Genomic DNA, 26,809 nt, shown 5'->3' with positions numbered 1-26,809 from the left:
CGTCCCGGATCTTTTCATGGGCCCGACGGTCGCCGCCCTTTGGTCCTGCGCCGTGCGGCCGGGGCTGGGGTCGGCGCACCGCGGTGTCCTGCCCCGGCGGTGAGCCGCGCGATCGGGGCGGCCGGAAGGTCGACCCGAAGCAGCGCGCCACCGCGTGGGGAGCGGGCGACGGTGGCCCGGCCGCCGTGGGCGTCGACGACCCGCTGCACGATCGACAGCCCCAGACCGGATCCCGGCAACGCCCGGGCGCTGTCGGCACGGTAGAACCGGTCGAACACCCGCGGTACGTCGGCGGCGTCGATGCCCGGCCCGGCGTCGTCGACCTCGAGCACCGCCGACGCGCCCTGGGCACGGAGCCGGACCTGGACCGGCTGGTCCGCGGGGGACCACTTGCCGGCGTTGTCGATGAGGTTGAGCACCGCCCGTTGGAGCGCAGCGGGACGCCCGCTCACCCACACGGAGGTCACGTCGAGCGCGACCTCGATGTCAGGCACGCGGGAACGCGCCTGGGTCGCGGCGGCCACCACCACGTCGGCGAGGTCGAGCAGTTCAGTGCTCTCGTCGCTGACGTCACCGCGCGCCAGGTCGGTCAGCTCGGCGGCAAGGGTGCTCAACTCGGCCACCTGGGCGCCGAGATCGTTGAGCAGCCGGGTCCGGCTCTCCGCCGGCAGTGCGCTGTCCAGGGTGCCGCGCCGATCGAGCCGGATCAGCAGCTCGATATTGAGGCGCAGGCTGGTGAGCGGGGTCTTGAGCTCGTGGGCGGCGTCCTCGGCGAGCAGCCGCTGGGCCCGCCGGGAGTCCCGGAGCGCGGCGAGCATGTTGTTGATCGACTGGATCAGCCGACGGATCTCCCCACCGCCCTCATCCGGGATGTCGGCGTCGAGATCCCGGGTGTGCGCGACACGGACCGCGGCGGCGGTCAGCCGGTCGATCGGTGCCAGCCCGGTCCGCGCCACGGCCCGCCCGACAAGGGCGCCGCTGACCACGCAGAGCAGCCCGATCAGCAGCATGCCCAACCCGAACCGGTTGATCGGGCTGTCGTCGGCGACGCGGGCCACCTGGACCGCGCCGTCGCCCGCTCGCAGCGTGTAGATGAGGTAGCCGTCGTCGTCGCTGTCGCCCGACTCCATCAGGTCGGCCGACGCGCCCCGCGCCACGCGCCCGGCGTGCTCGCTGACCGGGGGCAGCGCGGGTTGGCCGGCCGGCGTCCGGATCGAGCCGTCGGGCAGGATGACCCGCACCAGCCGACCGGATCCGGGATACGGCGGTAGCTGGACCTGCGCCAGACCGGCGCGCTCCGCGTTCGTCGCCAGGACGCGGGAGTCGGCGCGTAGCTGATCCTCCGCGGTGTCCTGCAGTTCCCAGTCCAGTAGCTCGCTGGCCACCTGGAAGGCCACGAACACGCTGACCGCGATGGCTATCGCCGCGATCACCGTCAGCCTGGTCCGCAGGGACCGTCGGCGCCACCAACGGGTCAGCCGGCGCGAGTCCCGGCCGGCGGGCCTGCTCACGGAGGAGTCTCCCGCAACGTGTACCCGAAGCCGCGCAGCGTGTAGATCAATCGCGGCTCACCCTCGGCCTCCATCTTGCGGCGCAGGTAGCTCACGTACACCTGGAGGTTGTTGGAGGTGACGCTCATGTCGAAGCCCCAGATCGCCTCGAACAGCACGTCGCGGGTCAACACCCGGGTCGCGTTGCGCATGAGGACCTGCAGCAGGGAGAACTCGGTCCGGGTCAGGCGGAGCGGCCGCCCGCCCCGCCACGCCTCGAACCTGTCGGGATCGACCCGGACGTCGGCGAACGTCAGGATCTGCGACTCGTCGTCGCCGGGCGCGCGGCGGCGCAGCAGGGCCCGGACCCGGGCCAGCAACTCCTCGGTGGCGAACGGCTTGGGCAGATAGTCGTCGGCACCAGCGTCCAGCCCCGCGACCCGGTCGGAGACCTGATCCCGGGCGGTCAGCATCAGCACCGGCAGATCCCGACCCGCCGCCCGCAACCGCCGGCAGGTCTCCAACCCGCTGAGGCGGGGCATCATCACGTCGAGGATCAGCAGATCCGGCGCGTCGCCACCGACCCCGTCGAGCACGGCGAGACCGTTGGCGACGGTGCTGGTGTCGTAACCCTCGACCTGGAGCACCCGCTCCAGCGACTCACGGATGGCCGCCTCGTCATCCGCGATCATGATCCGCACGCCGGCCCGCCCCTCCAGTCGATGCTTTTGCCGCTCATTATCCTCGATCAACCTGAGGCCAGGATTAGAGCGTCCCCGCTGTGGTGCCCGCGGGCCGTGCTCTTACGGATGCCTAAACTTGCGATTTAACGTCACTCTCGGTGCCCGTTGTCGGTGGTTCCGGTCTTGCAGTAGGGCGGACGCTTGTCTTTCGGCCGGTTCCTTGATCCTTTGGGACGTCCGGGGCCTGGCCGGGTGAGTTTCGGCGAGTCGGCGGGCGTTCCCAGTTTTGCGCGGAGACGGCGAAAGCCGAGGCGGACCCGGTACGGGCTGAGTGGTCTTCCCGGTTCGGGACGTGGCTGCCAGGGGCGGCGTAGGTCATCGACATGAGGGCTGGCCAGCCGCAGTTGGGCGTAGGCGGCCATGATCAGATGCATCCAGCGGTCGGTGGCCTGTGCGCTGGCCAGGTGGGCGCGGGCCATGCCCAGGTAGACCTTGGCGAAGCGGTGAAAGTGTTCTTGATCGAAGCGGCGCAGGTAGGCCTTCCACAGCAGATGGGGGCGCGCTGGCAGGCGCCGACCCGCGGGGCGATCACCCAAGCCCGCCAGCGGCTGGGAACTGAGCCGGTCAAGGACGTGTTCCAGCAGGTCGCCCGGCCTGCGGCGACCGAGTCGACGCCCGGCGCGTGGCTGCACGACCGACGGGTGATGGCGATTGACGGGTTCGTCGTGGACCTGCCCGACACCGAGGCGAACGTCGCCGAGTTCGGCCGTGACAGCGCAGGTGGGTACGAGACCGCCTTCCCGCAGGCTCGGGTGGTTGCCATCAGCGAGTGCGCGAGCCACGCCATGGTGGCTGCTGACGTGGCGGGGCGCTGGGCCGGCGAACAGACCCTCGCCTTCTCCCTGTAGGAGCAGTTGACCGAGGAGATGCTCCTGACCGCCGACCGCGGCTTCTACAGCTTTCCTGCCTGGAACCAGGCCCGGCACAGCGGCGCGCACCTGCTCTGGCGCAGCCAAGCCGGGCTTCGCCCGTATTGGCTGGGTGACCTGGAGGATGGGTCCTGGCTCGCCGTCATTACCAAACCCTCCGGCCTGCGCCGATCGCAAAAGGACCGGCTGCGCGAGGCCGCCCGCCAGGGCCGCGACCTCGACCCCGAGCACGCGGTGATCGTCCGCGTGGTTGACTACACCGTGCCCGACCGCAAGGGGCGAGCACATCCGGCTGATCACCAGCATGCTCGACCCGGCCGACGCCACCGCCGAGGACCTGGCCCGTTGCTACCATGATCGCTAGGAGGCCGAAACCGGCATCGACCAGTTGAAGACGCACCTGCGCGGGCCGGGCCGGATACTGCGCTCACGCATCCCCGAACTGGCTTACCAGGAGATCTGGGCCTCCCTCTTGACCCACTGGGCGTTATGCACGCTGATCTGCACCGCCGCCACCGCGACTGGGATCGACCCCGACCGGATCAAGTTCCTGGGCACCGTCCGCATCGTGCGCCGCTCGGTCACCGACCGTGCGGCCTTTTCCCCCTGAGCCCCCCGACGTCTCCTGGACCCGGGCCCTCCACCAGGTCGCGCACCGACGGAACCTGAACCCACGCCGCCACCACTCCTACCCACGAGCCGTCAAACGCTCCCGCAAGAGCAGCTACCGTGAGCGACGCCCCTCCGACAAGGGCATCCGGTACACAGGACCGCCGACCGTCACGCTCTTGCCCACACCATCGGCCACCCAACGAAAACCATGATCAACTGCTATCTAAACGGCATTGGGCCAGAGGCGGCCGAGATCAGAAAGCAACTATCTGTACGTGATCAAGGGCAGCCCGCCTGCGGCGGGCTGCCGCGCGCCGGGCGGTCACCGGCCGCGCTGCGGCTCTGCGGCCGGTCGCGGCCCGCGCCGCCCACGCGCAAAGAACACCATGGCGGCAGCGGCCAATACGTGTGAGAGGTCATCGCGGGACATCGACGATCGGTTCTCTCCGCCCCGGCTGCCCAGTTGTTCGGCGGCACCCGGAACCCGTCAAGGGCGCCTACGGCGTCGGCTTCGCCGATGCCGCTGCGCGTCACCCTTGACCGAACCCGGGCGCGAGTCGCCGATCTGGGCAGCTATCCGGGGCAGGGGAGGGAGCGGGCAGGGTGGTGCGGGAGTGCGTGCTTCCCCAACTCCTCGGAGTACAATAAGATTGTTGTGCAAGGAGGGGTGAATGGCCTATCGACTGGTGTTGACCACCCAGGCCGCGACTGGCTCCACGAGCTGCGCACCGGCGATCCGGTAACGCGCAGACTGGTCGCCGAGGCCATCGACCGACTCCTGGACGAAGGGCCGGTCCTGGGACGCCCTCTGGTGGATCGAATCAGCGGCTCCCAGGTGCACAACCTCAAGGAGTTGCGGCCCGGATCCAGTGGAGCCAGCGAAGTACGGATCTTGTTCGTCTTCGATCCCCTGCGCAACGCGGTCCTGCTGATCGCGGGCGACAAGTCCGGGCAATGGAACCAGTGGTACCGCCACGCCATCCCGCTGGCCGAGCAATGGTATGAGGCGTATCTGAAGGAGTTGCCATGAGCACCGAGTTTCACTCCTACTCCCGTGAGGAGTTCCTCACCGAGTTCGTCCACCCCGACGACCGCCAGGCGGTGGCCGAGGCGCGCGAGCGCCGCGTGGTCAAGGTGCGCGGGGAGTTCCTGGCCGACATGCGCAAGAAGGTAGGGCTGACCCAATCCGAGGTGGCCCAGACCATGGGGGTGTCTCAGCAGCGCGTCTCGGCCATCGAGAACGGCTCCATCGCCGAGTTGGCCACCCTCGGCCTTTACATCCGCGCCCTGGGCGGAGAACTGAAGGTCATCGCCGACTTCGGAGACACCTGGCAACGTGTCGCCTGATCGGGGCAGCGACCGTCTCATCCCGTTCAGGATCAGCAACCCGGCCCCCGACCTGATCACACGCTGCCTCTGACGTCCACATGCGACTTGACGGCTACGCTGACGGCAACAGGAGTGGACAATCACGGGCCCCGGTGGACGGATGTGGACTCGCGCACCCCCGCTGACCTGCAACGCCGCAGGCCGGCGTGGCCGAGGTCCACACCTACCACGTGCTGTGCGGCGTTCGGGTTTGCCGTGTTCGAGGTACGGGGCGGCCTTGGTCTTGATCATCGTTCGTGGGACGCGCAGCCGGATGTGGCCGTTGACCTTCGGCCGGCATCGGCTGTGCTGAACGGTGATCTCGTAACCGAGGAATCTCGCGGCACTGGTACGGGCCCGCCTTGCTCCGCCGGTCAGCGTTGCCAAGGGAACATGCTCTGGCCTCGGCTGTTCTGGATCGTGACGTTGAAATACAGCCCTTTGTTCCCGCGCGCGTACATGTAGATCCCGGACGGGCGGCGCGAGTGGCCCAGGTAGACCGGACGTACTTCGTAGTAGACCTGCTCGTGGTTCTTCTGCACGGCATTCTTGACCGCGTACTCATAGCGCTTCATCGCCGAGTTGTTCATCCTCTGGTAGATCGTGAACAGATTGCGCGGGTCCCGGCCGTTGCCACCGAGCTGGTTGGCGATGAGATGTCCGCGGGAGAAGGCGTTTCCAGGGTTGATGAACTCCCCGTTGGGACCGGTCGGCCACCCTGACGGATGGATGCTCTTAAGCGCTTTCGAGCCACCCTTCAGGTCCGCGGCGCTACAGAACTGGGCTCGCGCCTGGGTCGTGCGGCCGGCGCTGTCCAGAGGCAGGTACTGCTTGAACGGGCGGCAACCGTCATCGTCGTCGTCTCTGCGTGGGGTCGCAGGAGAGGTGGGGTAGTCCCCGTTCGTCCCAGGGATTGGATAGCGGAACGTGTCACCGATGTCGACAGGGATTTTGATGGGGCGTGGGTCCTGGCCGTTGCCGGCCTGGGCGACTCCCGCCGGTCCAGGCGGCGGGAGCTGACCGATGGACGGGAGCGGGACGGGGATCGCATGCGCGGGCGGTGTGGCGGTGGGGATGGAGATGGGCGTGACGACCGACCCGGCGTCGCGTACGGCGTTGCCATGGAGCAGCCGCAGCGACCGCACGGTGTCGGCGATGACGTTGTGCGTGCCTTTCGTGGCGCGTGGTGGCCGCTTGTAATCCTCGGTGATCTTGTCGCCAGGGTTGGCGTAATCCGGATTGCTCAGGTCGGGATCGAGTCGATAGGGATTTCTCCTGGCCTGCTGCTCCGCGCGCCTACGAGCCTCCTCGGTCCTGCGGCGGGCCTGTGCCGCGAGTTCCTCGGGCGTGGGCCCTGGTCGGCGCGGCGGGCTGCCCGTGCGTGGCGGGCTGCCGCTGCCCGGGGGCCCGCCGGGGTCCGATGGGGGGCGGAACGGTTGTCCGGTGTTGGGATCGATGGGGGTGTACTTCTCGCCTGCGGGAGGCCCGATGTGGACACAGGGGTAGATGAACAGGAAGCCGAACAGCCAGCCGATGCACATGCACGGCGCACTCGCGCTGGGGTCGAGCATGTCGATCGGGGCGCCGTGCCCGTAGGTGTAGCGGTTGGCGTTGATCGACTTGGGCACAGGGTCGGGGTACTGGTCCTCGGGACGACCGAAGGCGGCTGTCTCGGGGTCGTACCAGTTGTCGCCCAGGCGAACGTGGCCGGTGCCGGGGTCGGTCCAGTCGCCGTGGAAACCGGCGTTCGACATGGTCCCGCTCTCGGCGATCATGGCGCCGAACGGATCGTAGGCCGCCGAGCCTGCGGGCTGGGTCAGCGAGCCGTCGGGGGCGATGGCGGCGATGACGTCCTTGCGCCTGTCGGACAGGGCCAGGCGCCGCTCGCCGCCCTTGTCGAAGGACAGCAGGTCGCCCGCCGGGCTGCGGGTGTAGCGGGACGTGTCGTCGGCCGAGGGCTGCTGGGCGGTACCGGCGTAACGTAAGGGAGTGCCGTCGCGGGTGGCTGGGCGATTGAGGCTGTCGTAGGTGTAACGGGACGACGCGGCCGTCGTCTGGCGGTCCAAAGCGTCAGACTCATAGTTCTTCGTCCCGTTCGGGCCGCTCACTGTGGCCAGGGTGCCGCGTGGTGCGTAGGTGTAAGTCGACGTACCGGACGTGCGTAGTCTGTTGCGTTCGTCGAATGTTCTGGTGGTGCCGTCCGCGGCGGTCAGGTTGCCGGAGTCGTCCCAGGCGTACTTCGAGGTCGTCGTGTCCTTCGTCCAGGACGTGATGCGGCCCGCGTAGTCGTAGGTGTAGGAGTTCTGGGCGGCGCCGGCCGTTCCGGTGGTCTTCTTACTGGTGGTCCTGTTGCAGTTGTCGTAGCCGTAGGTGCTGGAGAGGACGTTGTCGTCGGCGGCGTTCTTGAGGTTATCGCTGACCATCCGGCTCATGTCGTCGTAGCCGAACGTGCGGATCCGTCCGCCGCCATAATCCACTCGGGACGTCATCCCGGCGGTGTCGTACCCGATCGTTTGGCTGGCGCCCGTGATGCCGTCGCGCAGTGTGTCCAGGCGGCCGCCGCGGTAGCCGAAGGTGGAGGTTCCGGCCACGTCGGTCTGCTGGATGAGCTGGCCTTCGTCGTTGTAGGCCATGGTGGCCTGGCCCGATGGCCCGGCGGCGGACAGAATCAGGCCGCGGTCGTTATAGGTGTACGTGTCTTCGCCGGCCGCGACCAGGCGGCCGGCCAAGTCGTAGGCGAGGGTGCGTTTGCTCGTCGAGGCGCCGGAGCCCGTCTCCTCCACGAGGCGCTGGGCGGCATCGTAGACGCGCCGTCGGCTGACCCCGCCGGGCGCGAGGAGAGAAATCGGATTGCCGGCCCTGTCGTAGCCGGCCGTCCACGTCCTGTCGGCGGGCGCCGGGTGGGCGGCGGTGGCGGGTTCGATGACCGATTCCGGTAATCCCAGGGAATTGACCGTGTAGGTCGTGGCATTACCGCGGCCGTCGGTATACCGGCTCTGGAAGCCGGCCGCGTCGTATCCGAACGTCGTGGTGATGGAGGCGGTGTCACTGACCTCCTCGATCTGTTCGGTCAGCCGGTTCAGGGCGTCGAAGGCGAAGGTTGTCTTGTGGCATTCCCGGTCGATGGTCACGGTGGGGTTGCCCACGGCGTCGTAGACGAACTCGCGCTTGCGTAGCTCGGCGCCCGAGGGACTGAGGTCGGCCAGGGTGGCCAGTCGCCCGAAACCGTCGAACGTCAGCTTGCTCGTCCGGTTGAGCCCGTCGGTGATGCGGACCTGGCGGCCGAGAGCGTCGTAGCCGTACTCCGTCTTCACGCCGGCGGCGTCCGTCGTCTTGATCCGCTGGTTCACGGTGTCGTAGACGGAGGTCGTTGCCAGGCCGCTGGGCGAAAGGATCTTGGTGGTGTTCCCGGCGTCGTCGTAGGTGTAGCGAGTGACGAGGTCTCGGGCGACCGGCCGGCGCTCGACCTGCGTGGCGGTGATCGGGCGACCCAGGTCGTCATAGGTCGTCTCGGACCGGGCGCCGGTCGGGTCGGTGACGGACAGGACTTCGCCGGTGCGGGCGTAGGTGTAGCGCCATTCGGCTCGCTCACCGTTGGTCGTGGCCGGTCGATCCTCGGCCTGGAGCCGGTTGAGGCGGTCGTAGGTGTACATGGTGGAGTTGCCGAGCGAGTCGATCAGCTCCACGACGTTGCCCAGGCTGTCGTAACGGGTCTCGATGGTGGGAGTGACCGGGGTGGTCGATCCCGGCGGGGTGTAGGAGGGGGACAGGGCCTTCACGGGGCGGCCGAGCCGGTCGTACTCGGTGCGGGTGACGTTGCCGAGCGGGTCCTTGAGCTCGGTCGTGTCGTCGAAGGCGTTGTACCCGGTCAACTCCTGCGGCCTGACCGTCGTCGCCGGGCCGCCTTCGGATTCCGCCGCCACCGGCGGGCCGGTCATCCTGATCGGCCGCCCGATCTCGTCGTAGCCGTAGGTCGTGGTGAACGCGGTGGCGTCGGCGCCGGGCAGGTTGCCGCGCGGGTCGGTGGTGGCGACGGTCAGACCACGCTGGTCGTAGGCGTACGAGCTGGTGAGCGTGGTGGTGCCGGCACTGACCGACTGCTTGATCGCCCGGCCTGGCCCGTCGTAGGTGATGTCGACCGTTTCAGGCGCGGTCGGCAGCGCCCAGCCGACGTTGGACGGCTTGCCCGAGCGGGCCACCTGCGTCACGTTGCCGGCGCCGTCGTAGCGGTAGGTCGTGCGGCGGGCGAGGCCACCGGGGTCGAGCGTCGAGGAGGCCACGCGGCCGGTCGCGTCGTAGGTGTTCGCGACGACCGTGGCGCCGTTGTCCGTGACGTGTTCGGTGGGGTTGCCGGCCCCGTCGTAGGCGTAGGAGGCCATGACGCGGTCGTGCTTGCTGCCGTCGGGGCTCTTGACGTCTTTCTGGGTGACGCTCTTGAGCAGTTCGTCGGTGTAGTACGCGTACGTCACCGTGCGTCCCATGGCATCGGTCTCGCGGGCCAGCCGGCCGGCATGGTCGTAGGCGTAGGAGTTCAGCACCAGGTACGGTCCCGTCTCCGGAGCCCCTTCCGGGTCGCCGTCGAAGTCCCGCAGGCGCACCTCGGCGATCATGCCGCGTGAGGTGTACCGGTATTCGAACCGGTTGTCCTGGGAGTCCACCGTGGCGAGGAGGTTGCCGTGCACGTCGTACTCGTAGGTGTTTTCATGCCCCTCCGCGTCGATGACCCGCTCCACCCGGTTGTGGTCGTCGTAGTCGTAGGCGACGGCCCTCGGCGGTGCGTCCGAGGCGAGATCGGCGAACCTGATCGCGGTGACGTTCCCGTCGGGGTCGTAAGCGGCCGTGACGCGCTGCTGTTGGCGGGCGCCGGTGACGGCGTTCGTGGTGGCGGCGCGCGTGGTCGTGGTGAGCCGGGACAACGCGTCGTAGGTGTACGTGGTCTTCGCGCCGGCCGGGACGCTGTCGGAGACGTCCGTCTCGGAGGTGAGCCGGCCGAGCGTGTCGTAGGTGTAGTGGGTCACCATCCCCGCCGGGCTGGTGAGCTGGGCGAGGTCACCGTTGGCGAAATAGGAGTACTTCGTCACGGCCCCGCGCTCGTCCGTCATCGTCAGCGGCAGGCCGCCGGGCATGGCGCCGCCACCGGGAGCGGGTTCGGAGCCGGTGGTGTAGGCGTACCTGACCTGGCCGCCTTCGGGGTCGGTTCGTAAGAGGAGATTCCCGGAGGCGGTGTAGGAGTACACGGTGCGATAGCGGTTGTCGCTCGTGCCTGTGGAACGGCCATCGCGGACCTCGGTCGGCAGGTCGTTGCGCGGGTCGGCCGGGTTGCTCACCGGCGGATACGTGTAGGAGACCGTCTGGCAGTTCTTGTCGGCCCGGCAGGTGGTCCGGGTGAGGATGTTGCCGCGTTTGTCATAGGTGAGCTTGACCGGCTCGCCGTTCTCATTGGTGATGGTGGTCAGGTAGCCCTGGTCGTCGTAGCCGAAGGTGCGGATCGTCACGCCGTCCAGGACATGGTCGATGAAGTCGGGAGCCTCGCCCTGGTTGCCGGGCAGCGTCGTGCAGAAGGACGGGTCGCCCGGGTCGGGGGAGGTGCAGACGTAGGTCGGTGTGGCCGATGGGAGAGGGGTGGGCGGCTGGTCGGGGTCGGTGACCGTAAGGCCCGTGGGAAGGCCCAGCCGGATGATGCGGCCGGCCAGCGCGTCGTATTCGTAGAGGTAGGGGTACCCGGACGGATCGCGGACTTCGACGGCCCTGCGCAGGTCGGTGTCGCCGCCGTACACGACCGGGCGCTTGAGCTGCCAGGTGCCGCCGTCGGCGTCGGTGTACTCCGAAACTCGGTCCTGCTGGACGTCGTAGCCGACCTCGGCCGCGACCTTGCCGCTCGGTAGTGTCACCTTCGCCAGCGCGCCGGCCGCCGCGAGCCCTTCGCGGTGGTGCGTCGCGACGGAGTCGGGGCCGAGCGGGTGCTGGTAGATCGCCACCTCATCGATGACGCCCGCATACGACCTGCGAGTCTGCGCGCCCCACCCCGGCCAGGACGCGGTCGGGGCCACGGCGGCGGCGCCGATCTGGTTGTGGGTGAGCGTGATGTGATTCGGGGTCTGGCCGGTGAGCGTGCCGACGGTCTTGCCGTCCAGGTAGAGGGTCTGCGTGGAGCCCATGGCGGACAACACGGCGTGGTGCCAGCGGCCGTCGTTGACCGGCGTGGGTGCGGTGATCGGCGTGATGGTGCCGCCGCTCCAGAACCGGCCCCGAAGCAGGCCGTCGGTGCCGACGTACAGGAGGGGCACACCGATGCCCGGCGTGGTGCCGAGGGGTTTGTCCTGGTATCCGACGAGCGGGCCGCCGGAGCCGGTCACGCTGTTCTTGAACCATAGTTCGATGGCCAGATCCCGGGTCTTCTTCACAGTGCCGGGCGGCAGATCCACCTGCGAGGTGGTGCCGTTGAACGACGCGGCGGTGTCACCGGTCCCGGCGAGCGCGCCAGGGGAGGCGAGCGTCACGTTGGCATGGCTGCCCGCGTCCTTGCCGAGGTTGACGGCGACCTCGCTGGCCGCGGTGACTCCCTCGTCCTCACCGAGCCGGTAGTAGGCCTCGGGACGGGAGTCCAGCACCGCGCTGCGGTAGTGAGAACCGGTGGTGTAGTCGTAGACGGTGCAGGCGGCGTCTGGCGCGCAGACTTTGCTGAGCAGGTCGCCGTTGTAGGTGTAGGACCAGGTCAGCGGCTTGCCGTCCACAGAGTCGGTGCTCAGGCTCGCCACGTGCGCGCCCGACCAGGTGAAGGTCAGTGAGCGCCCGCCCGGTCGGCTGGTGGCCTTGGACACTCTGCCGTTGAGGTCGTAGGTGAGAGTGAGGGGCTGGAAGTTCGCGTCGGTGATCTTGGACAGTTTGTCGCTGCCGAATTCGTACGTCGTACCTGACTTGTCGGTCAGTTTCCAACGGCCGGAGGCGTCGGCGGTGAGCGTCGCCTGACGGCCCGGCGGAGGTGCGTAGCCGCCGTCGGGGTTACGGCCATAGCGCACCTGCTGCCCGTCGGCGTAGCTGACCACCACGTTGCCCGAGCCGTCCTGATCGGGCACGACGCGCATGTCGAACTGGGTTGTCCAGCCCGCCCCGAAGATCGTGCTCCTGCGCGGATCGGCGCTGTTGTAGACGCGCGTCACGTTCAGATCGGACGTGGCCGCGTCCACGACATCGGTGGAGTAGTTGCCGGTCTGCGGATCGAATGCGTTGTCCTGCGCGCCCTGTGGCGAGCCCGCCACCCGCGAGGTCAGCTCCGGCTGCGGCACCCAGGTCAGCAGCGTGACCCGGGGGGAGGGCACCTCAGTCGTGCCGTCTTTGACGAACACCCGCCACTGGTAGGTCTTGCTCCAGAAGAGCTTGCCGGTCGGGACCGTCCAGGCGTGCGTCGGGACGTACCCCGAGTCGAAGCAGCCCGTCGTGCCGCCGCTGTCGGTCTTCTCGCAGACCTCGAACTTGTACGACAGCGCCGACCCCGGAGGGGCGTCCAAGTCCACGGCGGTGGCCCACAACTGCGGGGTGAGCGTCGGAGCCTGGTAGCCGTTGGGCGGATATACCTCCTGCAGGACCGGCGGAATGTCGATGATCTTCAGGATCAGCCGGATCGGCGGCACCTGGTGGTCGGTGAAGACCGGCCCGCCGGTGTGCACCATGGTGAAGTCGATGGAGTACGTTCCGGGTTTGAGCGGCTTGATCTCCGCGTCCAGCTTGACCTTGGAGTTTCTCGCGACGTTCTGGGTGAGATTCGCCGAGCGCCGCTGGATGACCAGCTTTCCCTTGGCGTCGTAGACGCGGTAGCCCAGATAGTAGGTCGCCGGGGTCCAGGTCTCCGCGCCGATATTGGTCACGGTGATTTTGATCTTGCCGCTCTGAGCCTGGGTGACCGGCGGATTGGGTACCGCGTTCGTGAGCGCGTAGGTGGCGTTGTACGGGCTGTGCGTCACGAACAGCCGCGGGGGGTTGGCCGTGTCGTGCCCGGTGAACTTCTTGCTGCCCAGCCCGTCGGGGGAGGCATCGCGCGCCGACAGCCCATAGTTCGCCTGCCGGCCGTTCACCCAGCGCTGGATCAGGTCCCGGCCGCCGGTTCCCAGATCGAACACCACGGGCTTGGTCGGGCACTTCGATCGGGTGGCGCCGAGGGCGATGTGTCCGTACGAGAACGACTTGCGCGTCAACGCAGGCCCGACACCGGGGCCCGGATAGGAGTACCCGGAGCCCGCCGTCCACGCCTGCATGACCGGGTGGACGGTGACCGGCCGCGCCCGGCACGTGCCCGAGTCGTAATTGACCATCCACAGGCTGGCACCGAAGATCCGGTGGTACTTGAGCTTCTCGTCCAGCTGAGGGAAGGCCACGTAGGCCGCGGACCGCCTGCCGAGCGCTAGGATCTGGCCGCCGCCGGTGCTGCCGTCGTCGCCGACTGACATGCCGGCCCCGGCGGTCGCGGCCTCCACAGGCGGATCGATCATCACCGGGTACTTCCGGCTCGGGGCCCGCAGCCAGGCGCGGTCCGCGCTCACCTTGAGCGCCTGGGCGCCGCCGACCGTGACGAGCTCGTAGGAGACCCCCGGGGAGCGGGCCGGGACGGTGGCCGAGTCCCGCATGAGGGTGGCGGGCACCACCGCCCGCGTCCGGCCCGCTTCGTCGGTGAAGAGCACGCGCCCGCCGTCCATCCTGGCGGTCAGGTTCCGCGTTCTCAGAGAGAACAGGAACGTGCCCGGTGCGTCGGGCGACCGCAGCACCATGGTCTTCTTCATCCCGCCCGCGGTGACCACGACGTTCAGATCCGTGTCCGTCAACACGCCCGGGTACCGCACGCTGTGCCGCCTGGCCCGGCCCGCGGCGGGCGCGGCACCCAGAAGCCCGTAGGCGATCTCGTGATCGGCGTCCAAGGCGAGCCGTACGACATCACCGGAGCCGGCCCGGGGAGCGAGCCTGATGTCGACCGCGTCCGCCGCGTTCCGCCATCCCCGCCCCGATGCGGCCTGCGCGCCTCCGCCCGCGGGCACCACCCGCGTGTCGATCGGCCGCCAGATCGCGTCAGGACCCTGGTAATGCAGCGGGCGGGAGGAGAACTCGGTGGTTTGCCTGCCATCGGCGTGGGCGAAGGTCCGCGTATAGGCGGTGCGGGCGCCGACCAATTCTCGGCCGGTCCGCGTGCCTGGTCGTTCCTCGGGGACAGGAGCCTGCCCGACGGTCGCTTGATTCGGAGGTGGAGGCGGTTGCGAAGCCCGCGCCAGAGGATACGTGGAGCGCAACGTTCTCGGCCGCGTGTCATTGCGCGCGCCGACCACGTGGCCGAGCCCGGCCGCTGATCCCCACTCCTGGGCCGAGGGCCGTGGGCGCCAAGCCGGAGGGTTCACGACCACGGTGCCGGCCGATACGGCCAGGAGGACGACCAGTATCCACGTGACGGCCTTCGAACGCCGCGTCTCCATGGTCTTCTCCCTAACGAGGAGGCTCGGGGAGTTCCTTGCGGGTGAACGTCACGGCGTCGCCCTGCTCCTGAGCGGCGGCCACCTGCGAGGAGACCTGGTAGACCCGCGTCAGGTTGTCCGCGGTGCGGAACAGGAAGGCCCACGAAGGGCCGTTGGCGTTGGTGAAGGCGAACGCGGTGGGATCGGTCGCGCTCGTGTCGGGATCGAACGTGACCCGCGCCCAGTCCCGCCATGTCCCGGAGCCCTGTACGCTCTCGCCGGTGCTGTAGACGGCCCCGTCCGCGCCACGGGCGACGATCTCGGTCTTGCCGCTCAGCGGGCTGATCAGAGCTGAGGGCTGCCCTGCCGCGGTGAAGCCCGGCACCCGTTCCCAGGCGTCGGGGAACACCCCGGCGTCGTCCTGCCGCTTGGTGAGGACCGTCCCGTCCTCACCGCGGACGAACAGCCGGATCTTGCTGCCGGGATAGACCACGACCGTCGGCGTCACCGTCAGGCCCGGCTGGCCGATGCTCGTGCACCCGGTGACTGAGCCGTTGGCGTAGAGCATGGTCCGCAGCATCCCTGCGGAGTCCACGGCGAAGACCCTGATCCCGCCGCTGACCGTGGCGACCTCTGGCGTGACGCCGCCGAACCCGGCAACGCCGAGGCTGATCCACGAGGTGTACGGCCCGGCCGCCGCGGTTTGCGGCAGTGCCCACAGCACACCACCGGTGTCCACGGCGAAGGCCACCGGCCGGCCGTCCTCCAGCCTGCCGATCGTCGCATGCGAGGCCATGGGGATATCGCCGGGCAGCCACGCCGCCCAACCGGGCGTGTTCTTCGTGGCTTGGGTGATCGTCGAGATCGGGCCGGCGGCGTTGTGGCCGGCGATCTGCGGCCGCCCATCAGCCTGTTCGCCGAGCGCGGGCCGCCCGGTGTAAGCCTCTGTGCCGGAGATCGCCGTCCACTGCACAGAGCCGAAGTTGTCAGGGTCAGGTTGGTGGCCGTGCAGCAGCCGGCCGATGTTGTCGGTGTAGGCGTACGCCAGCGGCCCGACCTGTGCGCCGGGAATGGGCGAGGCCTGCCGGGCGGCCGTGGGCGTGTACGACGCGACCGGCACGGGCGCCGAGGTGGCCGGGGTCAGCCGTGACAACGACACGGCGGTGCCCGAGGTGGGCCGGCCGCTCAGTCCTTCACCCGCGGCGCCGATGACCGCCTCGCCCTTGCCGTCGCCGTTGAAGTCGGCGAGCGCTGCGGCCGAGCCGAAGTTGTCACCGCCCTCGTTGACATCACCGGCGTCGATTTGGGTGATACGGCGGCCGGTCGTGAGGCTGACCGTGGAGTTCGCCCGGCGAGGGCCGCCACGGAACAGGAAGGCCACCCCGGCCCCCGCCGGGCCGTACGACTTGCCCGGCGCGCCGATGATCAGGTCGGCATGCCCATCGCGGTCGGCGTCGCCGCTCGCCAGCGTGGCGCCGAACCTGTCGCCCGCGGCGGCTTCCTCGGCCCCGCCGCTCTCCTGCAGCCAGAACGCCGTGTCCAGCTTGGTGGCGGCGCCCGGAAGTACCACGACCGAGCCGCTCTTCACATCGGTGCCCTGCACCTCACCCGGGACGCCGACGGCGAGGTCGGCGTAGCCGTCCTTGTCGAAGTTGCCGATGACGAGCGTGGCGCCGAAGTTGTCCCCGGCTTCGTTGCCGCCGCCGTTGCCCTCCTGGGTCATTCCGAACCCGGCGGCCTTACCCGAGGCGGCGCCCGGGATGATGTAGATGCCGCCGCTGCCGGCCGGGTCGGAGCCCGGCGCCTCCGCGGGAGCGCCCACGATGAGGTCGGCGTGCCCGCTGCCGGTCACGTTGCCGGCCGCGAGCGACGCTCCGAACCTGTCACCTGCCTCGGTACTCCCGCCGGCGTCCTCCTGCTTGGCCGCCCACCCCTTGACGATGCCGCTCGACGAACCCTTGTACACGTAGATGGAGCCGCCCTTGGCCGTCTCAGCGGCCGGGATCTCGCCCGGCACGCCGATGGCCAGATCGGCATACCCGTCGCCGTTCAGGTCACCGGCCGCCAGCGCGGTGCCGAAGGTGTCGCCGGCCTCGTCGCCGCCGTCACCTGTCGTCTGGTCGAACCAGTTGCCGCCCGACAGCCCACCCGAGCCGCCGGGGAAGACGGCGATCGCGCCGGCTTTGGCGGCCGAACCCACTGCCTCACCCGGCGAGCCCACGGCGAGGTCGGTATGGCCATCCTTGTTGAAGTCACCCGCCGCCAGCGCGGCTCCGAATCGATCACCGGCTTCGACCCCGCCCCCCACACTGGCCTGGGTGAGGCGGATGCCGGGGGTGACCAGGCCGTTCGCCGATCCCTTGAACAGGGTCACGGTGCCGCCTGACACGCCTGACACGGAGTCACCGGGCGCGCCTATGGCCACGTCCGCGAAGCCGTCCCTATTGAAGTCGCCGCTGACGGAGGTCGCACCGAACCTGGCTCCGGCGGTGGCCGTGGCAGGGGTAATCACCTGCCGGGCATACAGGTTGGCGGCGGCACAGGGAGCGGCCGCGTACGCGGTGGAGGGCGCCAGGCCGGTCACCGTTACCGACGCGATCAACGTTAGGGTGCATAACCAACTGAGCAGGCGATTCCTGGCCATTGATGCCGACCTCCGCCTAGACAAGACAGAACGCGGCGAAGCTATCGAAATAAAGCGATCGTGGCGTCAACCCTAGGGTTGAAATCCGCCTAAACTATTGATGTAGCTGGTGTCAACCTGAGTTGTACGTCACACCATTGACGGTGGTGTGGGGTTTGCATATTCGATTCATCCGCTGCACTTGATCGTTTTGCGGCCGGATCGCGCTGCTTGCCTGGTCACAGGCATCCCAGGGCCTGGAGATCTTGGTGCTGCGGCATCAGCCGGCTGCGCTCCGTCGTCAGGTCGCCGCTCCACGGCCGTCGTGGGCGTATTAGTCACATCAGGAAAGTCCTGTTATCGCCTTATCTATTGCTATGTCGGGTGGCGTTCTCGTAATGTCTAAGCTGGCAATGATCATGCGGTCTGGGGAGATCGCTCTTTCTGGGGGCACCTTTATGACGATCATGCTTTCCCGGTTCACGCGCGCCGCGGCTGATGCCGCCCGGCTGACGATCGAGCTGCCGGACTCGGTGGGCGCGCTCGAATGGCACGGACTCACCAAGATGGCAGGGCCGGGTTTCGCCCACGCCTTCACGCTGGTCCAGAAGGGCGGCAACAGCGCCCTGCCCACGCACATCTTCCCGGGTGGCCGGGTCGAGACCTTCCGCCGCCACGGCTACGACCTCACCCTCCACGAGAGCATCGACCGCACGAACAGCTGCCTGGTCTGGGTCGGCCCGTACAACGAGGCCAAGACGTGGTTCGCCGGCCCGGCGCCACGCCGGTCGGTGCTCAACGCGCTCGTCGCGGCGGTCGAGTTCACCGACAGCTCTGAGGGTGCCACGCTCAGGCCGCGCGTACGTGCGGCGACCCAGCAGTTCGCGACCAAGGTCATCGGGCGCAACGACCGGCTCATCGTGATGGCGAGCGACGCCCGTGCCGCCCGCGAGACGCTGCCCGAGTTCCGGGGCGCCGGCCGTGGTGACGCGGAGGTGTGGAAGATCCCGCTCGACCTCGATCCGGAGCAGAAGGCCAGGGTCGGTGGCACGCCGTACGAGCACAAGTACATCTACGCCAACAGCAGCGCGGTCTTCACTGTGCAGTTCACCTTCGACCCGGAGGCGGGCTCCTTCCGCGCGGCCGACGAAGGCTTCGTCGAGGACGTCCTGGCCGGGTTCAAGGTGGCGTGGGCGGCGTGAGCCTGTCGCTGGCCGTCTCGCTGCTCGCACTCCTCGCCTCCCTGTTCACGCTGGTCGCCGTCGGGGCGGTCTACTCCAGGCTGCGCGCGCTGGAGCAGAACGTGCTGAACCCGAACACGGCACGGCTGGACAACGAGAGCACGACGGTCGTTCCCGCGCTCCGGCCGCAGGACGGCGAGGTGGCGTCGGTCGTTCTCCTCATGGACAGCACCTGCGCGGTCTGCCATCAGGCGTGGACGACGCTGCACGAGTCCTCCTGGCCGGGCGTCCGCGTCCTCGGGCTGGTCGTCGAGAAGGAGATGGCCGAGGCGTTCACCACCGGCCAGGTGCTCGCCGACGCAGGCCAGTGGCGCGAATTGTACGAGGGGTACGCACCCTGCCTGTTCGCGATCGATCCTTCGGGGGCGGTCATCGCACGCCGGTTCGTCTACGGCGACACGGACCTGCCCGAGCTGATGAACTCACTTCAAGCTGCGAGGAGCGGCCATGCGCTTTGACGAGATCCCGGCGATCGACGCCATGCCGGAGGGCGCCCAGCCCAGCCGGGTCAGGACCCTGATCGGCGCGTTGCCGTCCAGCCGCCGCACCCTGGCGAAGGGCATGGCCGTCTCGGTGATGGCCGCCGCGCTCGTCCCCTTGGACTGGGCGCTGAACAAGCGGCAGGCCAGGGCGGCCGGGCCGACCTCGGTCTGGGACGAGAACAGTTGCGAGAGGTCCTACCCCGACGGCGGTTACGACGAGGGACGCAACAACTGGTGGGGCGACGGCAAGGCCGTCTGCTTCGGCGGCTGGCGCATGGGCGCCTACCCGTGCAACAGCACGCGCCGCCACTTCGAGGGCAGCCGTACGCACAAGCCCGGCGCCTCCGACCAGGAGAAGTACACCAACGCGGCGCGCATCGACGACAGCTGCGGCACCACCTCGGCCAAGAACGCCTGGCGCTGGAAGTCCGGCGGCCAGCAGTACATCTGCTCCGACGCCTACACCACCGTGACCTGGCGTGACGGCACGCACCACAGCGACCTGACGATTGCGATGTGCTAATGCCGCCCGCCCTTCGCCGGCTGGCCCTCAATCCGCTGACGCTGGCCGTCCCCATCACCCTGGGGACGGTACTGCCGATCACCGTGGGGGGCCCGCTGGCACTCGTCTTCTTCTTCGCGGGGCTCAATGCCGGATACGCGAACTCCGGCAGCACTTGAAGCCACAACTCGGCATTCCTGCTGAGCGCGTCGGTCTGGCGCGGTCGTGGTGCCCTCGCCTACTTCGGCGTGGGATTGTTGCTGGGCGCGCTGACGGTGGCCGCCGTCGGGGTGATTCTGGGCGGCATCGTGCAGGGTCTTCTGCCATTGCCGGTACGGCTGGCGGCGCTCGCCGTGCTGGCAGCCGCCGTACTCCTGCGTGAGGTCGGCCTGATCAAGCTGCCGGTGCCGGAGAACGCCAGGCTCGTGCCCGAGCACGTGCTGCATCGCGGGCGGGTGCTGGGAGGCATCCAGTTCGGCTTCGAGATGGGCACCGGGATGCGGACGTACTCGCCCTCCTCCCTGCCCCACCTCGTGCTGGCCGCGGTGCTGCTCGCACTGCCATGGAACGGCGCGCTGGCGGCCGGGGCGGGCTTCGCGGTCGCTCGCTGGATCATGGCGGCGGCCAGCATCGGCCACAGCGAGGACGGCGGCTGGAGCGATGTCTGGTCGATGAACGCCCGCCTGCTGGCCTCGGCCACGGGGGTCGCCACGGTCGCCGCGCTCGCGTGGGGGCTGTGGCCGTGGTAGAGCGGCTGGTCGTGGTCGCCGACAGTGCCTGCGGGGGCTGCTCGGCGATCGCGGCCGCGCTCGGCGGCGTGCTGGCCGTGACGGTCGTGGTGCGTTCGTGCCGCGACCCGCACCTGGCCGAGGAGTTCCCCGTGCTGGCGGGCCGCCGTCCGTGCGCCCGCCCGCTGGCGCTTTATGAAGACCGGCCGCTGACGGGCTTCCGCTTGCTCTGGCGAGCGGGCAGGCTGGTGGCACCCGGCAGGCGCGCGGCCGCGCTGCGGCTGGTGTTGCGTGTGGTACGGCTGCGAGCGGCGCACCTGCTCGGAGCCTCTCGTCTTCACAGAAGGCAGAGCGGTCATGAGAAGACTTCTCACCCTCACCGTACCGGTGACCCTGCTGACCGTCCTGATGGCCGCGCCCGCCCAGGCCAAGGCCATCTCCCACGGTGAGCTCACCGGCCCCGGCCTGTCCACGCCGATCGTGGTCAAGCCCGGCGGCCAGGCCATGGACAACCGTCTCAATAGCCTGCGCACTGGCACCGCCGCGCACGCAGCGCTCTACCGGGGCCTGCCCCAAGCATTCGGCGCGCGCCCGATGGGCAGGCTCGGTCCCTGCTATCGCCTGGAGTGGTACGGCCCGCCCGGCGACACCCTGGTGCTGACCCAATACGTCTACCCCTACGCCAAGCGTGGCCCGGTGGTCCGCACGCCCCGTCAGAGCGGTGCGGTCCAGCACGGATGGCTCCGCGCACCGTCGTACGTGAAGAGCACCCTCCACACCCTCGGCCTGCCGAAGAAGCCCTCCGCAACCGCCAGATGTCACCTGTAGGTCGCATGCGCGGCCGTCGGTGCGATAGATCACCCTGCTCGGTGTGCCGGCGGAGGTCTCCAGGCAGTAGGGCAGATGCCCAAGCGTGCGGTGACTCTTATCCGCCAACCTCATAAGGCAGAGGATGGTTACCCGATCAAACAGCCACAACCTCTGCCTATCGCTGAACGATGATGGTGTGCCCCGTATAAGGGATCAGCTCGCCGATCACGGGAGCGCCCGGGATCTCGCCGGCGGTGAGCAAGCCTCCCGAAGTTTGCGCGTCGGCCAGCAGCAGCGTCTCCTCCGGAGTGTCGCGGGGGTCGAGGTGCGGGGTGATCCAGTCGAGGTTGCGGCGGGAGCCGCCGGGGACGAAACCCTCCTGCACGGCCTGCGCCGCGCCGTCCAGGATGGGAACGGCAGACGCCTGGATCACGGCGGTCACGCCGGAGGCGCGGGCGAGTTTGTGCAGGTGGCCTAGCAGGCCGAAGCCCGTGATGTCGGTGGCGCACTGGATTCCGGCGGCCAGGGCGGCGCGGGAGGCGGCCGCGTTGAGCTGTGTCATGGTTTCCACGGCGTGCGGGAACACCTCGCCGGTGCGCTTGTGCCGGTTGTTGAGGACGCCCAGGCCAAGTGGCTTGGTCAGGGACAGGGGCTGGCCTGGGCGGCCTGCGTTGTTGCGGAGGAGCCGGTCGGGGTCGGCGACGCCGGTGACGGCCAGACCGTATTTGGGTTCGGCGTCGATGACGCTGTGCCCGCCGGCCAGGTGGCAGCCGGCCAGCGCGACCACGTCCGCGCCGCCTCGCAGTACCTCAGAGGCCAGATCGTAGGGCAACTGGTCGGGTGGCCAGCACAGGAGGTTGAGTGCGACCAGGGGGCGCCCGCCCATGGCGTAGACGTCGGATAGAGCGTTGGCGGCGGCGATGCGGCCCCAGTCGAAGGGGTCGTCGACCACCGGGGTGAAGAAGTCGGCGGTGCTGATGATCGCGGATCCGTCGTGCGTGCGCACCGCGGCGGCGTCGTCGCCGGTTTCGAGACCCACCAGGAGCTCTGCTTCGGGATTCTGGGGGAGTGGCATCTTCGCGTTGGCCAGCAGCGATTCCAGGTCGGCTGCGGGGATCTTGCAGGCGCAGCCGCCGCCCTGGGCGTATTGCGTGAGCCTCTTCATGATCATATTTTAGGGAGATAATGGCCGCTATGGTGGATTCTCTGCGGTCGATTCCTCGCACCGACGACCTGCTGAACGACCCAGGCTAGCGCTCCGGGCTGGGCGTGCTCACCCGCGACAGGCCGCTCGTCGCCGTCGAGGCGGCCTCGGACGAGCAGCGGGAACGCGTCCGCGAGGTGCTCGCGCCCCTCGGCTACCGTCTCGCGGGCCGCTACTGCTGGACGCCGACCTGGCTGTGGGAGCCGCAGTAACGCCGGAAGGCCTCGGTGAGCGGAGCTTCAGTAGCCGAGCTGTTCTGCCAGGTCGCGCACCACGGGCAGGACCCGGTGGATCTCGCGCTCGTGCCTCAGCCACTTGTCCGGGTCGGGCCGCGTCTGGGTCATCACGACGGGCAGCTCCCTGGCGTGCCAGGCGTCGGCGAAGGGCAGCTCGACGGCCTGCGCCACCCGTTCGAGCGTGGCGGCGGGATCGGCCTTGACGTCCTCGTACCGTACGAGCACCCCGTCCCCGGCCAGCTCGCGCGCCGCGCGCAGCACCGCCTGGTTGTTGCTGAGCCAGATGCGCGCGCAGACCTCGGCGAGCGGCAGGTCCACCCAGTCCTGCCAGCCGGGCGGCAGGCTGAGGTTCCACCACTCCTTGCCCCAGGGGAAGGTGTCGGAGTAGCCCTCGATCCGCAGCGGGACCGGCATCCGGCAGGAGAAGAACATGCGGGGTTCAGCCAGGCGTCCATCAGGGAGCCGATGCTGGAGCGGGGGTCGCGGACGACGAAGACGTACTTGGCGTCGGGGAAGATCTAGACGAGTAGATCCGAAGTTTCGCCCTGCCAAAGAGGTGAGGGTGTCCAAGATCAGTTTGTGACGACCGACCTGGACACCCTCTTGACCGCACTGTACGTGAAGATCGACGACGAGATCGGAGGAACGCGGTGGCTGGGTCGCCCACCCTTGCTCAGCGACTCCGAACTGGTCTGCCTGGCGGTGGCGCAGGCACTGCTCGGTTACCACTCCGAGGCCCGCTGGCTGCGCTACGCGCACAAGCACCTGTCCGGCATGTTCCCGTACCTGCCCCAGCGCGCGGGCTACAACAAGCGACTGCGCGCGGCGCTTCCGCTGGTCAAGCGCCTGATCCGGGAGCTGGCCCAGGACAGCGACTTTTGGACCGACACGGTGTGGATCGTCGACTCCACGCCGGTGCCGTGCGGCATGTCGCGCCCCACCGTCCAGCGGTCGAACCTGGCAGGCTGGGCCGGCTACGGCTACTGTGCTTCGCACTCCCGATTCTTCTGGGGCCTGCGCCTGTATCTGGTGTGCACCCCGACCGGCATGCCGATCTTGTGGGCACTGGCCACTCCCAAGCTCGACGAGCGTGAGGTCCTGGCCGCGATGCTCGAGGTCGACGCCGACCTGATCGCCCAGCGCGAGGTATCTTGCTCATCTCCGACAAGGGCTTCGCCTCCAAAGCGTTCGAGCAGGAGCTCGCCGGGCTGGGCATCGAGTTGCTGCGACCTTCGTTCAAACGCGAGAAACGCCGATTCGGCGAGCCGATGCTCAAGAAGGTCCGCCAGCTCATCGAGTCGGTCAACGACACCCTCAAAGGCCAGCTCGACCTGGAACAACACGGCGGGCGTACCTTCGAGGGCGTCGCAATACGGGTGGCCCAGCGCATCCTGGCGATGGCCGCCGGAATCTGGCACAACAACCAGACAGGCGCACCCATCACTCGCTCACTGATCGCCTTCGACCACTGATCACATCGGATCTACTCGTCTAGCGCAGGAACGGGATGCGGAAGCAGGACCGGATGCTCTTGTCGACCAGCGGATAGAGCAGGCGGACAATCACAAGGCGCGATCTTGTCGGCAGGGACGGGTCCCATCAAGCTTCGGGTCAGAGCCATCGTGGCTGCGTTTGACCCGGTACAGGCTGGATCGGCTGGGGGTGCAGGCGCAATCTTCTCTGTGGCGCTCACACCTGCGCTTGCCGATAATTACATGGCCCAGGTCATGCCCTGTGAGGGCGTCGTTTGGCGTGCGCGAGTTCCGGTCATCAGGAGAGCATGGCAGGGGTGGACGGGCCGCCAGCGTGCTTGGTGCGCGGTCGTGAGCTCGGCGTGCAGCGACTTGCCGTCGGGTTGGCCCACAGGGCGGAGCTCTCCGTACGGCGTGAGGGGATCTCGGTCGTCTTGCCGGTGGTCGAGTGCTTCTTTCTTGGCCCGCCCCACCGCCATATTTTGAGGATGGGCAGCCCGCGGGGTGTCTGATCCTTTCGTGAGCGAGGGTGGACGGCGGATTCTGAACAGCGACGCCTGCCGTCACCAGCGGAGGGAACATCGCCGTGGCCGCCGATTTTCGTGCTGTTCCGAAACCGCGTAAAGCGTCTTCCGTAGCACGCTCAGCGTCACCGCTGCACGCACAGGCGGCACTCCGCGTTTACTTGTCGCTGGTGCTCTCACTGGCCTGTTCGCTTTTCGGCTCGCCGGGTCAGAAGCAGGCCGATGGCCATGCCTGTCCCGCAGAGGACGAACGGCCAGCCGTAGGGGCGGCGGGGGGCCCACTGGTCGAAAGTGATCACGATGCCGGCCAGGAAGGCCACCGTGGTGAGGGACCAGCTTGCGATGGAAGTGACGCGATGGGGCCGGTGCGTGGTCAGGCTCCAGGCCAGTATGAGTGCCATGAGCAGGCCGGGCCAGGCGAAGATGAGGTAGCTCCAAGGGGAGATCTCGTCGCCGGAGGTCTGGCCGATGAGGGCATGCCTGAGTGGGCCGTCGAGGAGCAGGTTGAGCAGCGAGGCCGGGAAGGCCAGCACCGTCATCAGGATCCAGCCGTACAGGTAGCCCCCCAGTTGGCCGTTGATCGTCGCCCAGGTCAGGAGGGCGACGGCGGCCACGTATGAGGTGATCGTGAGTGCCACCGGGCCGCGAGTCGATGTCGGGCCGTGGTTAAGGAGGTGGATCATGTGTCCTCTTCATGAGGTGGTGGCTTACAGTGCGCCATCGCCCTTGGCTCGAACGGCCTTGTAGAAGGTGTTGGCGTAGCTCAGGCAGATGGACCGTTTAGACGACTGGGTGCCGCGGAAGGGGTCGGCGACCGTGCCGGTGATGCCGGCGCAGATGCGTTCCTTCATGATGGCCAGGAAGACAGCGTCGACGTGGGTGCGCTGGGAGCGGACCAGGCCGTTCTGCTCGCCGTTCAGTCTGTTGCGGATCAGGCCGTAACCGTAGTCGTGAGAGTCGCATGCGGCGCGGAAGTCCAGCCAGTAGGTGGGCTTGTTGCCGACGATGGGCGCGCTGCAGCCGTCGTTGGTGATGCCCATCACCGATCCGCCGGTCAACGTCCCCTTCCAGAACGGGGTCCGCATGACCTTGCTCGCGCCCTGTCGAACGTCGACGTTGGTCTTGCACATGCCTCGGAGCATGTAATCGGCGGCGTAGGGGGAGGGGCAGGCTCGGGCGCCGAGCCTCATGGTATGCCGTGCCGCGTTCGCCAAAGTGCCGGGAGAGGAGTAGGTGAGGTGCCATGATCCCTCCTCCGCCGTGGTCATCTTCGTGATGTCGCCGCTTCCGGAGTAGGTGTATGCGAACCGACGCCCCGGATCACCGGCCGCGCCTGGCCGACGCAAATCGCGGACCTGGCGCAAGTGTTCAAGGGCGTCATAGCGATAGGTGATCGCGGTCATTGGTGGTGTGTCTCCGGCGGCGTCGTAGTCGATTGAAGCGAGCAGCCCGCTCACCTCGCCGATGGTGGACGGTGTCGCGGTGGTTCTGTGGGCGTAGATCAAGGTCGCCGTGGAGCACAACGCCGAGTCGGGTTTCCGGCAGTCCGCCCCGGGAGTGGCGGGGGAGATCAGGCGATGTACTCGGCCGTGTGCGTCGTAGGTGACGCTCTGGAAGTCGCCGTCTGCCAGGCCCACCGCGACCGGGAGGAATTGGCCGCGCACTTGGGCCCAGGTGATGACCAGGCCGGTCTCGTCGGTGTGCGTGAAGGTGCCGTCGCCGTTTCTCACCATGATGCCGCTGGAGTAGACGAAGGTGCTGGGCCGGGACGGATCGGCGAGATAGCGGTGAGACTCGGCGCCCGAGTTGAGCTCGATGTCCATATAACCGTGGTCGCTGTGGTCATGCAATCGGCTGCCCAGCATGCCGCCTAGCGGCTGCAGTTGCCAGCCGGGTCCCAGGACGCGCTCGTTGGTACGGACGGGGTCTCCGCGTCGACCGGTGCTGTGGTTGCGACTAACCAGCAGGCCGTCCTCGGACAGGTCGATGGCACTGGTCAACCAGCTTCCCGTGGCTGGATCTGCGTATCCCGGCGGTGTGGGTGCGGCCTGGGCCAGGCCGCCGAAGGGAAGCAGGGGAACGATTAAGGGGCTTAGCGCAATCACTTGATTACCCTATGCGTTCACGCGTGGTTGCAGTGAGCGGTGTCTCCGCTCCATGCCGGAACGGTATCCACGTAGCACGGCAAAATCCTGCCTCCATCGTGATCGGCAACTGCGACTGCGTGCGTGATGAGAGTCGGCTGTGTACAGCCTGGCCACGCGAGTCCCGACGTGTCCGTCGACGACGTCTGCTGTCTAGGCGGACCTGCCTCTCGATGAAACTGCATGCCCCGGCCCACGGCTCGTGTCTTTAGGTGGATCGGGCTCCGTGTGCGCAAGTTGATCAGCGATCGAGGTCCTGCGGGTCTGGCGTGGAGAGCACCTCGACGAGCGCAAAATGCTGGGCGCCGCGGCAAGTGGGGCCGTCGG

Annotated in this window: 20 protein-coding genes and 1 pseudogene; 13 read left to right on the top strand and 8 right to left on the bottom strand. The window is 68.5% G+C overall.

Features of this window, described 5'->3' with window-relative positions:
• Positions 1-14: 14 nt before the first annotated feature.
• Together C4V41_RS31315 and C4V41_RS31310 are read right to left on the bottom strand one after the other, a co-directional pair.
• Positions 15-1,511, bottom strand: a complete 1,497-nt coding sequence (locus C4V41_RS31315) for a HAMP domain-containing sensor histidine kinase (RefSeq protein ID WP_200824345.1) — start codon at positions 1,509-1,511, stop codon at positions 15-17.
• Positions 1,508-2,182, bottom strand: coding sequence for a response regulator transcription factor (locus C4V41_RS31310; protein WP_200824344.1), 675 nt, complete (start codon positions 2,180-2,182; stop codon positions 1,508-1,510). Before C4V41_RS31310 ends, C4V41_RS31315 begins: the two co-directional genes overlap by 4 nt.
• A gap of 374 nt (positions 2,183-2,556) precedes the next feature.
• Between C4V41_RS31310 and C4V41_RS31305 the strand changes: the two genes are divergently transcribed.
• The 5 genes from C4V41_RS31305 to C4V41_RS31285 all read left to right on the top strand — a co-directional run bounded on the left by C4V41_RS31305 (position 2,557) and on the right by C4V41_RS31285 (position 5,061).
• On the top strand, positions 2,557-3,081 hold the full coding sequence (locus C4V41_RS31305) for a transposase domain-containing protein (protein ID WP_103959551.1): 525 nt from the start codon (positions 2,557-2,559) through the stop codon (positions 3,079-3,081).
• 6 nt (positions 3,082-3,087) lie between these two features.
• A complete protein-coding gene (locus C4V41_RS31300) occupies positions 3,088-3,459 on the top strand; it encodes a hypothetical protein (protein WP_103959550.1) in 372 nt (123 codons plus the stop codon).
• Between the two features lie 31 nt (positions 3,460-3,490).
• Positions 3,491-3,712, top strand: a complete 222-nt coding sequence (locus tag C4V41_RS31295; protein WP_103959549.1) for a hypothetical protein — start codon at positions 3,491-3,493, stop codon at positions 3,710-3,712.
• A gap of 669 nt (positions 3,713-4,381) precedes the next feature.
• Positions 4,382-4,744, top strand: coding sequence for a type II toxin-antitoxin system RelE/ParE family toxin (locus tag C4V41_RS31290; protein ID WP_235030475.1), 363 nt, complete (start codon positions 4,382-4,384; stop codon positions 4,742-4,744).
• Complete coding sequence (locus C4V41_RS31285; RefSeq protein ID WP_103959547.1) at positions 4,741-5,061, top strand: helix-turn-helix domain-containing protein; 321 nt, start codon at positions 4,741-4,743, stop codon at positions 5,059-5,061. The genes C4V41_RS31290 and C4V41_RS31285 overlap by 4 nt, the downstream gene beginning before the upstream one ends.
• Positions 5,062-5,456: 395 nt before the next feature.
• Here C4V41_RS31285 and C4V41_RS31275 read toward each other — a convergent pair whose 3' ends face one another.
• A complete protein-coding gene (locus C4V41_RS31275) occupies positions 5,457-14,240 on the bottom strand; it encodes a DNA/RNA non-specific endonuclease (RefSeq protein ID WP_103959546.1) in 8,784 nt (2,927 codons plus the stop codon).
• 307 nt (positions 14,241-14,547) lie between these two features.
• Complete coding sequence (locus tag C4V41_RS31270) at positions 14,548-17,118, bottom strand: FG-GAP-like repeat-containing protein (RefSeq protein WP_160150464.1); 2,571 nt, start codon at positions 17,116-17,118, stop codon at positions 14,548-14,550.
• Between the two features lie 479 nt (positions 17,119-17,597).
• Here C4V41_RS31270 and C4V41_RS31265 point away from each other — a divergent pair, with 479 nt between their 5' ends.
• The 6 genes from C4V41_RS31265 to C4V41_RS31245 all read left to right on the top strand — a co-directional run bounded on the left by C4V41_RS31265 (position 17,598) and on the right by C4V41_RS31245 (position 20,920).
• A complete protein-coding gene (locus C4V41_RS31265) occupies positions 17,598-18,341 on the top strand; it encodes a hypothetical protein (RefSeq protein WP_103959544.1) in 744 nt (247 codons plus the stop codon).
• The gene (locus tag C4V41_RS31260; protein WP_103959543.1) at positions 18,329-18,838 is read left to right on the top strand and encodes a hypothetical protein; all 510 of its coding nucleotides are present in this window, start codon (positions 18,329-18,331) and stop codon (positions 18,836-18,838) included. Before C4V41_RS31265 ends, C4V41_RS31260 begins: the two co-directional genes overlap by 13 nt.
• Positions 18,828-19,385 (top strand): hypothetical protein, encoded by a 558-nt coding sequence (locus C4V41_RS31255; protein ID WP_103959542.1) that lies wholly within the window; start codon positions 18,828-18,830, stop codon positions 19,383-19,385. The genes C4V41_RS31260 and C4V41_RS31255 overlap by 11 nt, the downstream gene beginning before the upstream one ends.
• Positions 19,385-19,543 (top strand): hypothetical protein, encoded by a 159-nt coding sequence (locus C4V41_RS62110; protein WP_160150463.1) that lies wholly within the window; start codon positions 19,385-19,387, stop codon positions 19,541-19,543. Before C4V41_RS31255 ends, C4V41_RS62110 begins: the two co-directional genes overlap by 1 nt.
• A 69-nt stretch (positions 19,544-19,612) precedes the next feature.
• Positions 19,613-20,113 carry a hypothetical protein gene (locus C4V41_RS31250; protein ID WP_146103852.1) on the top strand — a complete coding sequence of 167 codons (501 nt, stop codon included), beginning with the start codon at positions 19,613-19,615 and terminating at the stop codon, positions 20,111-20,113.
• A gap of 336 nt (positions 20,114-20,449) precedes the next feature.
• Positions 20,450-20,920: a hypothetical protein gene (locus C4V41_RS31245; protein WP_146103851.1), complete on the top strand. Its 471-nt coding sequence runs from the start codon at positions 20,450-20,452 to the stop codon at positions 20,918-20,920.
• Positions 20,921-21,077: 157 nt separating this feature from the next.
• On the opposite strand, the gene selD is transcribed toward C4V41_RS31245, so the two are convergent.
• Positions 21,078-22,067, bottom strand: coding sequence for a selenide, water dikinase SelD (gene selD, locus C4V41_RS31240; protein ID WP_235030474.1), 990 nt, complete (start codon positions 22,065-22,067; stop codon positions 21,078-21,080).
• Positions 22,068-22,171: 104 nt separating this feature from the next.
• Between selD and C4V41_RS62100 the strand changes: the two genes are divergently transcribed.
• Entirely contained in the window at positions 22,172-22,318 is a 147-nt protein-coding gene (locus C4V41_RS62100; protein ID WP_160150461.1) for a hypothetical protein, read from the top strand.
• Between the two features lie 27 nt (positions 22,319-22,345).
• On the opposite strand, the gene C4V41_RS31235 is transcribed toward C4V41_RS62100, so the two are convergent.
• Positions 22,346-22,756 (bottom strand): sulfotransferase family protein, encoded by a 411-nt coding sequence (locus tag C4V41_RS31235; RefSeq protein WP_146103850.1) that lies wholly within the window; start codon positions 22,754-22,756, stop codon positions 22,346-22,348.
• A gap of 165 nt (positions 22,757-22,921) precedes the next feature.
• Between C4V41_RS31235 and C4V41_RS31230 the strand changes: the two are divergent.
• A pseudogene (locus tag C4V41_RS31230) lies at positions 22,922-23,814 on the top strand (IS982 family transposase).
• Between the two features lie 700 nt (positions 23,815-24,514).
• Here C4V41_RS31230 and C4V41_RS31220 read toward each other — a convergent pair.
• Positions 24,515-25,021, bottom strand: coding sequence for a hypothetical protein (locus C4V41_RS31220; RefSeq protein WP_103959536.1), 507 nt, complete (start codon positions 25,019-25,021; stop codon positions 24,515-24,517).
• A gap of 24 nt (positions 25,022-25,045) precedes the next feature.
• Positions 25,046-26,338, bottom strand: a complete 1,293-nt coding sequence (locus C4V41_RS31215) for a phospholipase A2 (RefSeq protein WP_103959535.1) — start codon at positions 26,336-26,338, stop codon at positions 25,046-25,048.
• Between the last annotated feature and the right edge of the window lie 471 nt (positions 26,339-26,809).

The organism is Nonomuraea solani, assembly GCF_900108335.1.
Classification (GTDB): Bacteria; Actinomycetota; Actinomycetes; order Streptosporangiales; family Streptosporangiaceae; genus Nonomuraea; species Nonomuraea solani.
Note: the sequence above shows the minus strand (reverse complement) of the source record. Positions and strands in the feature narration are given on the sequence as shown.